Source organism: Streptomyces sp. A18, from assembly GCF_059026065.1.
Genome location: NZ_JBWLKL010000105.1, coordinates 1 through 3,101 on the forward strand (window position 1 = coordinate 1; position 3,101 = coordinate 3,101).

Annotated in this window: 3 protein-coding genes; all 3 read left to right on the forward strand. The window is 72.0% G+C overall.

Annotated elements, in window-relative coordinates; genetic code table 11:
- A partial coding sequence (locus AC5P1C_RS43510; RefSeq protein WP_493871549.1) for an alpha-glucosidase C-terminal domain-containing protein occupies positions 1-192 on the forward strand: 192 nt, incomplete at its 5' end.
- Between the two features lie 121 nt (positions 193-313).
- Positions 314-1,765 carry a maltokinase N-terminal cap-like domain-containing protein gene (locus AC5P1C_RS43515; RefSeq protein ID WP_493871550.1) on the forward strand — a complete coding sequence of 484 codons (1,452 nt, stop codon included), beginning with the start codon at positions 314-316 and terminating at the stop codon, positions 1,763-1,765.
- Between the two features lie 26 nt (positions 1,766-1,791).
- Positions 1,792-3,101 (forward strand): GlgB N-terminal domain-containing protein (locus AC5P1C_RS43520; protein ID WP_493871551.1); only part of this gene is annotated, 1,310 nt, incomplete at its 3' end.

Here is a 3,101-nt window from a genome sequence, read left to right on the forward strand (position 1 = left end):
CTCGTACTGTGCGTGCACAACTTCTCGCGGTTCGCACAACCCACCGAACTCGACCTCCGGGCCTTCAACGGCCGGCATCCGGTGGAGCTGATCGGCGGGGTGCGCTTCCCGGCCATCGGCGAGCTGCCCTACCTGCTGACTCTGGCCGGACATGGCTTCTACTGGTTCCGGCTGCGCCGGGACGCGGCGTAGGCTCCACCCCTGCCACTCCGGTGCGGGACGGTGTTTCCACCGCCCCGCCCTGGGCACTCTCCCGCACGACCGGCACTCCCGCACTCCTCCCTTGTCCGCACCGCGGAAAGGACGCGACGCCATGTCGGAAGCCGTCACCCGCTCGGGCATCACCACCAGCGCGCTGCTCGCCTCGCTCGATCCGCTGCTGCGCACATGGCTGCCACGGCAGCGCTGGTTCGCGGGCAAGGGACGCCCGATCACCGGCTTCGCGCTGGTCACGGCGGTCGAACTGCTGCCTCCCACCTCCGAGTTGGGGCTCCTGCATCTGCTCGTGCGGGTTCGGCAGCCGAAGGTTCCAACGCAGGTGGTCGGCGGTCCGGCAGCGCTGCCCGCCGACTGCTACCAACTCCTCATCGGCATCCGGCGCGAGCTGCCGCCCCCTCTCGCGCCCGCGCTGATCGGCCATGTGACGCGGGGGCCGCTCGCCGGGTTCACGGTCTACGAGGCGCTGCACGACTCCCGCCTGGCGCGCTTCCTCCTCGAGGCACTCCGCATGCAGGCGCGCGTCGGGGGGCTCCGCTTCGAACGGGATCCGCGCAAGGACATCGGCGACGATCTCGCGCCGCGCGTGCTCGCAGCCGAGCAGTCCAACTCCTCACTCGTGTACGGCGACACGTTCATCCTGAAGCTGTTCCGGCGCATCGTGCCCGGCACCAATCCGGACCTCGAACTGCCCCTGATGCTGGCCCGTGAGCACTGTGCGCAGGTACCGGCCCCAGCCGCCTGGTTCCTGGCCGACGCCGCGGATGCCGAGGGCTCCGGGGACGCCGGGGACTCCGCGGACTCCGTGAACGTACTCGGCGTGCTCCAGCCCTACTTGAAGGGGACGGTGGACGGCTGGGAGCTGGCCCTGCGGGAGCTCGCGGCGGGACGGGACTTCAGCGGCGAGGCGCGGGCGCTCGGCCGCGCGACGGCCGAGGTGCACATGGCGCTCGCCCGCGCGCTGCCCACCGTCACGCTGGGCCACGCCCAGGTGGAGGTGATCGCCGAAGGCATGGCGGGCCGTCTGGACGCGGCGGCCTCGGCGGTGCCCGCCCTGCTGCCGTTCGCGCCCGCCCTGCGGACGGTCTTCGAGGCCCTCGCCGACCTGGGCCGCGGCGAGGCGCACTGGACGGCCCAGCGCATCCACGGGGACCTGCACCTGGGGCAGTGTCTGCGCTCGCCCGCCGGGGAGTGGTCGCTCATCGACTTCGAGGGTGAGCCGTCCCGCCCGCTGACCGAGCGCAGGATGCCGCAGCCGCCGGTCCGCGACGTGGCGGGCATGCTCCGGTCCTTCGACTACGCGGCGCGCTCGCACGAGCCCTGGGCCCCGGAGTGGGCGGGCGACTGCCGGGCGGCGTACTGCGCGGGGTACGCGGAGGTCTCCGGCCGTGATCCGCGCATGGACCCGGTCCTGCTGCGCGCCTACGAGACGGACAAGGCGGTCTACGAAGTCCTCTACGAGGCCCGCCACCGCCCCGACTGGCTCCCCGTGCCCCTCGCCGCGGTGAAGCGCCTGTCCACGAACGGCCCCGCCACCGAAGCCCACTGACCCGCCATCGCCGAGGAGGCTCCCCCGTGACCCCCCGCCCGCAGCCGCGCAAACCGTCCGACGAGGCCAGCAAGAAGGGCAAGCGGAAGCCGGAGCCCCCCAGCAGGACGTCGGAGCCGCCCCGGCCGCCCCGACAGAGGCAGAAGAAGAGCGGCCGCCCCACGTCACCCGTCCCCCAGGCCGACCGAGGCCGCCTCCTGGGCGGCACGCACCACGATCCGCACGCGGTGCTCGGCGCCCACGTCGTGCGCGAGGGCATCGCTTTCCGCGCGCTGCGGCCGTACGCGCTCTCCGTCGCCGTCGTCGCCAAGGATCTGCGGGCGGAGCTGCAGGACGACGGCGAGGGTTTCTTCTCCGGGGTGCTTGCGCTGCGGGAGATCCCCGACGACTACCGGCTCCACATCACGTACGAGGACGCGGAGCTGGAGATCCACGACGCGTACCGCTTCCTGCCCGCGCTCGGCGAGTTCGACCTGCACCTGATCGGCGAGGGCCGGCACGAGCAACTGTGGCACGCACTCGGCTCGCGTCCGATGGTGCACGAGGGGGCGACCGGCACGCGCTTCACGGTGTGGGCGCCGAACGCCCTGGGCGTGCGGGTGGTGGGGAACTTCAACTTCTGGGACGGCACGGGGTTCCCGCTGCGCTCGCTCGGCGGCAGCGGCATCTGGGAGCTGTTCGTGCCCTCGGTCGGCGAGGGCGAGCTCTACAAGTACGAGATCACCCGGCCCGACGGCTCCAAGACGCTGCGCGCCGACCCGCTGGCGCTCCGTACGGAGACGCCGCCCGCGAACTCCTCGGTCGTGCACGAGTCGCACCACGAGTGGCACGACCAGGCGTGGCTCGCGCGCCGAGCGGAGCTGCCCGTCCACCAGGCACCGTTCTCCGTGTACGAGGTGCATCTGGCGTCCTGGCGCCCGGGGCTCACCTATCGTCAACTTGCCGAACAACTCCCCGCGTATGTCGCCGACTTGGGTTTCACGCACGTCGAGCTGATGCCCGTCGCCGAGCACCCCTTCGGCGGCTCCTGGGGCTATCAGGTCACCGGCTTCTACGCACCCACGGCTCGCCTCGGCACGCCCGACGACTTCAAGTACCTCGTCGACGCCCTGCACAGGGCGGGCATCGGCGTCCTGATGGACTGGGTGCCCGCGCACTTCCCGCGCGACGACTGGGCGCTCGCGGAGTTCGACGGACGGACGCTGTACGAGCACGAGGATCCGGGCCGGGCGGCACACCCCGACTGGGGCACCCTGGAGTTCGACTACGGCCGCAAGGAGGTCCGCAACTTCCTTGTCGCCAACGCCACTTACTGGTGCGAGGAGTTCCACATCGA